Source organism: Ktedonobacterales bacterium (genome assembly GCA_036557285.1).
Lineage (GTDB): Bacteria > Chloroflexota > Ktedonobacteria > Ktedonobacterales > DATBGS01 > DATBHW01.
On record DATBHW010000027.1, the window covers coordinates 1 to 5539 of the forward strand.

The following is a 5539-nucleotide window of genomic DNA, read 5'->3' on the forward strand; positions in this document are numbered from 1 at the left end:
GGGTTGAACGAGGCCGACGCCGCTTCTTGCCGCTGCGCAGACAGGCGCTGCTGCTCGCGGGCGCAAGAGAAAACTGAGCGTTGCATCACCACTGCCGCCCTGCTAGAATAGACGTATGGGGAGAAGGGGAGGACATCTGAAGCTGAGATAGCCGGAGAAATAGGCATCTGAGCCAACCAGGAGCGTCTGCCATGTTGAGAGAAGAATCTACCGAACCGATGATGCAGCAAAACACTGCGCTCAGCCTGCCGGGCGCGGCGCGGGCAGCCCAGACTATTCAGGCGCAGGTGGATGCCCAGGGTACCATGACCACTCTGGCCGATCAACTGCTCGTTCTCTTCGATGAGATTCCAAGCGCCGGGCTGATTCGCCAGAACCGGCGCAGCATGCATCAGTATGTCCAGACCTATTTCCGCATTGCAGATGGGGTCTGGGAGGCAATGGCAACCGATCAGCTTAATGACCTGACGAGCAATCCCGGCTATAACGTCGTGACCGACGCCCTGGAGCAAAAACTGGTCGAGATTCACGAGGCGTGTCAGCGCGCCGAACAAAATCCACAAGCGCGCGGCGGCTGGCTCTGGCGAAGGCGCGTGCGCCTGTATAGTCGTTCGTTGTTAGAGTGGAAACGCTGCATGGATACCAGCAGCGGCGCGCCTCCCGACCCAACCGCCTGCGGGCGCGTCCTCTACCGGGCGCATGGCCGGGTGGGATTGGCAGGGATCACTGGTTTCGACTATTTGCTGGTCATGGGCTTGCCGATCCTGGGCATGGTGACAAGCCTGCTGCTGGCGTTTCTCTTTGGCGCGATGAATGTGCTGCTGCCCAACAACCTGCCGGGATCACTGGCGCCTACGGTTCTCGCCGGACTGAGCGCGCTCTTTCTCCTCTGGTTCAGCACGACAGGTTCCGAGCCGCTTTCCTTGATCATCGGGTACGCGCTGACACGACGCCAGAGCATGATCTTCACGCGCACCCTGCGCTCCAGCATCAGCGTCAAAACCGACTCAGGGCCGCTGCGTGTCTTCCTGCGCGTCTGGCTGACGACGCTGGGTACGCTCTTTGTCATCGGCTTGCTGGGGTTACTGGTACTTATAGGCTTCGTGGCGCGCGCTTTTTTTAGCGATACGCACGCCGGGAGAACCGAAGATGTAGGCGCCTATATGACCAGCTTCGTGCAGACCACTCTGGTCCAGCCCTTCCAGATGGATCGCGTGTTCTTCACACTGTTGTTTCCCATCATCTGCCTGGCGATGATCGTCGTCTTTTCCCTCCCCTTCACGGTAATCGTGCAGGCACGCATGGTGAAGGCGCTGCTTGGGCAGCCCACGCGCTCACCGGAGGCGCGGCGCTATGCCCTGCGGCCTGCGCTGGAACTGCTCTCGTTTCATACCATTACGCTGCTCTTCGTAGCGGTGCTGGTCAACAGCATCTATAACGTTGGCGCGAGTTCTCTCTTGCCGTCTGGATGGCCGTTTGTGAGCGCGCGCCTGCTCGTTTACATGGGCGCGCTGATCCTGCCCTATGTGTTTCTGATTAATCTGCCCTTTAGCGAGGGCATGGCGCGCTGGCGCGGCGCTCGGCTGCGCGAACTCGCGCTGCGTCGCAATGAGATTGCCCAGCGCCTCAGTCGCTCGCAGCCACAGGCCACCGATCAGACCGATCTGCGCACCCTTCAGGAGTATGTGACCTGGCAGTATTACCGCACGCAGGAGAGCGACGTGAAGGATGTGCGTTCGATGCCCTTCCCCATCGAGCGGCTCGTGCTGGCGCTGATCCTGGCGATCCTGGGCGGCATCGCGCTCGACTGGATCAACCAACTGCTCCACAGCCTGGTGTAGATGCGATTATCCCTGCTTATGAGGATGGAGCCGCCGGAACAAATTTTGCTTCGATGGGCGCTTCATCAGGGAAAGCAGGCCGCAGAGTGATCTCAGCATGCAACCCTAGCGCAGAAAGCAGGCTGGTGATAGTGCTGAGTGTCGGGTTGGCATGCTCTGCGTTGAACAGGCGCGTGATGGCTTCGCGTTGCGTACCCATCCTGGCGGCAAGCTCCTTTTCGGTAAGATGAAACGACTTGCGCGCCTCCTCCAACGCTTGCATGAGGGCAATCTCTGCTGTCGCCTGATAGAAATCAGCAGCCACTTCCGGGTCTTCCAAATCTTTACGCAAGCGTTGATGAAAGCGGCTCATCGCTATGCCTCCTCTTCTGGTATTTCAGGGCTGATCCTGTGCGTGCGTTGGTAGTCTTGCCAATAGGCAAAGGCTTGTTTCAGATCACGCGCCGAGGCAGGCTCTCCTGCCCGCTTGATATAGCCATGAAGGAGAACCACACGTTCCCCATCAAAGCCAAACATCTCACGACCAAGCCATCCGCTGAAGATGGCTCGCAATTCCCACAAGCCGCTATAGCCTCGGCATGCTTCGATGAGTCCCCCACCAAGACGTGGACCGTAGATTTCTAACGATAACACAATACTTTCCAGTTTGGTCGCTAGCTTTCGATGTGTTCGCTTCAAGGCATCCTCGAAGACTTCCGCTGGCTGTACCGTATCTTCTTGTTCGTAATACTCAACACGCCATCCCATATGCAGATGGTAACACCTATGTTACCTCTTGTCAAGAGCATCGAGAAACAAGATTTTTGATACAATCAGCAACTGATACCTTAGATCAGCGCCCGCTCTAGCAGCGGCACAAGCAGATCGTCGCGGCGGGCGCGCGCGGCGGCGGCGATGGGTTCGGCGGCGACGATGCGAATGCGCCGCTGATGCTGTTCGTATTTGGAGAGGTCGGCGGGAAGCTGGCCGGTGGCCTCGACCCAGGTCATCAGGGGCTGTATGCCCAGCGGCGGGTGTGCAAAGCTCACCCAGACTTCCATCTCCCATTTCTCCGGTTTGGGAATATCTATCAGCGTCTCGTGGGGCGCGACAGGACGCCCTAGACCCTCGGCCAGTCCGGCGGCCAGGGCGATTTCGACGCGGCGGCGCCTGCCCTGATCCCAGAAGAGCGCATCCAGCCGATTGAAGAGGCTGCCGACGCGCATGCTCACTTCCAGCACGCTCTTATAGGGGTGGCGCAGGCGCAGCGCCTCCACCAGCGTCCGCGTGCTGGCGGGCATGCGGCTTGCTGCCAGCAAGGCCAGCAGGGAGTGATCGTCGTGGCCGGGCAGGTCGGCTGGGCGCACCTGCTCTTCGACCAGCGCATCTTGCACCGCGCGCAGCAGCATCGCCATCATGGCGCGGTTGGTATGATGCCAGTAGACGTTATCGAACATTTCCTGGCGGGCGTGCAGCAGCGAGTTCAGGGCGCTGATGCCTTTTTGTGTGACGACCAATCGCTGCTGCCCATGCACATCGGCCACGCGCAGCGCCCCCAACAGGCGGCTCACATCCACGCCGCCATACGGCACGTTGCAGGCGCGGGCATCGCGCGGCAGGTAATCAAGCTTATCTACATCCAGCGCCCCGCTGAGCAAGCGCACCAGCAGGGCATCGCTCCCTGGCAGCGCGGCCCCGCGCGGTGGGTCGATCAGATCGGCCACGCGGCCCGGCGAGACGCCGCATTCGCGCTCCAGCACGGCGGCGATGGGGCTGCGCTCGATGATGCTGCGGCCAACTTTTTCATGCGAAACAATCGGGTGGCCGAGTTCCTCAATCGCGTGCGAGAAAGGATAATGGCCGATGTCGTGCAGCAGCGCGGCAGCCAGGGTAGCGCGCAGGTCCGTTACGCTTATGTCGGCCAGGCCGCCGTCGTGTTTCCGGGCCAGCAGCGAGCGCAGGGCACGCAGCGCCAGATAGTAGACGCCCAGGCTATGCTCATAGCGCGTATGGGTTGCGCCCGGCCAGATGCGATAGACAAATCCCAACTGCTTGACATCCTGAAGGCGTAGAAACGGCGCTGAACCAATCAAGGCATGCTCCGCCGCGCCCAGGGGGATGCGATCATAGAGGCTGTCGCGGATGACTGTGACTGGCTGTTCATCGGGCAGCGCCGGAGCGCCCTCTGGAAAGGGCAGCGCAGCGGCAGCCTCGGCGCGAGCGCCCGCCTGGCCGTTTTCTTGCGCTCCGCTGCTGGTCCTTGGCCTTCCACGCCTGGGCGGGGTCTGGCCGGTTGGAAGAAACGATGCTTGCTCTTGTTTGCTCATAGTGGAACGATTGTACCATTCGCGGGCAGCACTGTCCAGGGCCAGACGCCATTTCTGGACATGCTATAATCTCAGCAGATTATCGGAAGAGCGCGCAGCAGGCGGGAGTGTTCATTGGCTCCCCCTGGGCAATCCAGTAGAAAACGGAGAGAGGGTATTTGTGGGAAGCCTGGTTGGCAAAACGCTGAGGCAGTATCGGTTCGAGCGCCTGCTGGCGAAGGGCAACCCTGCTGAGGTCTATCAAGGGCGCGATGAACGGCTGGAGCGATGGGTAGCGATGAAGGTCTCCACGCTCCCCGCTGCGATAGAGCAGTTCCAGGCCGAGGCCCGCCTCAGCGGCTCCCTTGATCACCCCAATATCCTGCCCGTCTATGATTTCGGCCAGCAAGATGGCGTCGCCTATCTGGTGATGCATTATGCCGCTGGTGGGTCGCTAGAGGATCGGCTGCGTGCCGCGAACGGCAACAATGGCCTGCCGCTGGAAGAGGTGGCGTATTATCTGGATCAGGCGGCGGCGGCGCTGGACTACACGCATACCAGGGGCGTCCTCCACTGCAATCTGAAGCCATCGAACCTTTTGCTGCGCGAACGCTGGCTGATGCTGGGAGGTTTTGGGAAAGCGCGGCGCGGGACAGCGACGGGGCGAGCTGCGGATATGTACGCGCTGGGCGTCACGCTCTATCGGCTGCTCTGGGGCGGCGTCCCACGCGCCGATTCGGCGGGTCGTCTGGAGCAAGGGGCAAAGCCTCTGCCGACGCTGGCAGGATTGGCTCCGCGCGTGGCGCTGGAGATTGAGGCGCTGCTGCGCCGGGCCATGGCTCCGCGACCCGAAGAGCGCCCGCACACGGCTGGGGCGCTGGCGGCGGAGTTTCGGGCGGTGATCGCGGCTCCTGGGGAGAAAGGGGGCGCAGCGCCGGGCGCGCCAGCCGAGATACCGCTGATCTGCCCCACCTGTGGCTTTCTGAATAAGCCCCAGGCGAGGTTCTGCCGCAATGATGGGACGAAGCTGCCGATGGTCTGCCCTCGCTGTGGCGCGGAGAATCGCTCGGACGCGAAGTTTTGCCAGCGCGATGGGGCGCAGCTCCGATAAAAAGAGCAGGCCCAGGAGCACCCCCGTAGGGAGAACTCGACTGGGCCTGCTAACGAGAAGCGCGGCCGCGCTGCAATATGCGCAAAACCACGACTGCATAAGCGCCGTGACACACGGATCAGAACTGTCAATTGACTCAATTCTGCTGACCTGACGAAGAGAAGGGCAGCTAAGCCATTCGATCATTAGTACTGGTTAGCTCAACACCTTACGGTGCTTACACCTCCAGCCTATTACCAGGTAGTCTGCCTGGGATCTTATCCCATAAAGGGAGAGAAGGCTCATCTTGGGATCGGCTTCGC

Annotated in this window: 5 protein-coding genes and 1 rRNA gene; 2 read left to right on the top strand and 4 right to left on the bottom strand. The window is 61.0% G+C overall.

What is annotated here, in order from left to right:
- Window positions 1-191 precede the first annotated feature (191 nt).
- A complete protein-coding gene (locus tag VH599_08495) occupies window positions 192-1841 on the top strand; it encodes a hypothetical protein (GenBank protein ID HEY7348341.1) in 1650 nt (549 codons plus the stop codon).
- Between the two features lie 16 nt (window positions 1842-1857).
- On the opposite strand, the gene VH599_08500 is transcribed toward VH599_08495, so the two are convergent.
- The 3 genes from VH599_08500 to VH599_08510 form a co-directional block, all read right to left on the bottom strand.
- Window positions 1858-2193, bottom strand: a complete 336-nt coding sequence (locus VH599_08500; protein ID HEY7348342.1) for a helix-turn-helix transcriptional regulator — start codon at window positions 2191-2193, stop codon at window positions 1858-1860.
- Between the two features lie 2 nt (window positions 2194-2195).
- Window positions 2196-2588: a hypothetical protein gene (locus VH599_08505; GenBank protein ID HEY7348343.1), complete on the bottom strand. Its 393-nt coding sequence runs from the start codon at window positions 2586-2588 to the stop codon at window positions 2196-2198.
- Window positions 2589-2668: 80 nt separating this feature from the next.
- Entirely contained in the window at window positions 2669-4147 is a 1479-nt protein-coding gene (locus tag VH599_08510) for an HD domain-containing protein (protein ID HEY7348344.1), read from the bottom strand.
- A gap of 160 nt (window positions 4148-4307) precedes the next feature.
- Between VH599_08510 and VH599_08515 the strand changes: the two genes are divergently transcribed.
- A complete protein-coding gene (locus VH599_08515; protein ID HEY7348345.1) occupies window positions 4308-5237 on the top strand; it encodes a serine/threonine-protein kinase in 930 nt (309 codons plus the stop codon).
- Window positions 5238-5402: 165 nt separating this feature from the next.
- Here VH599_08515 and VH599_08520 read toward each other — a convergent pair.
- Window positions 5403-5539, bottom strand: a 23S ribosomal RNA gene (locus tag VH599_08520); the annotation flags it as partial.

What these genes read in the sequence shown, in the direction of transcription:
- VH599_08495 (HEY7348341.1), top strand. Translation starts at nt 192, where the DNA reads ATGTTGAGAGAAGAATCTACCGAACCGATGATGCAGCAAAACACTGCG.
- VH599_08500 (HEY7348342.1), bottom strand. Translation starts at nt 2,193, where the DNA reads ATGAGCCGCTTTCATCAACGCTTGCGTAAAGATTTGGAAGACCCGGAA.
- VH599_08505 (HEY7348343.1), bottom strand. Translation starts at nt 2,588, where the DNA reads ATGGGATGGCGTGTTGAGTATTACGAACAAGAAGATACGGTACAGCCA.
- VH599_08510 (HEY7348344.1), bottom strand. Translation starts at nt 4,147, where the DNA reads ATGAGCAAACAAGAGCAAGCATCGTTTCTTCCAACCGGCCAGACCCCG.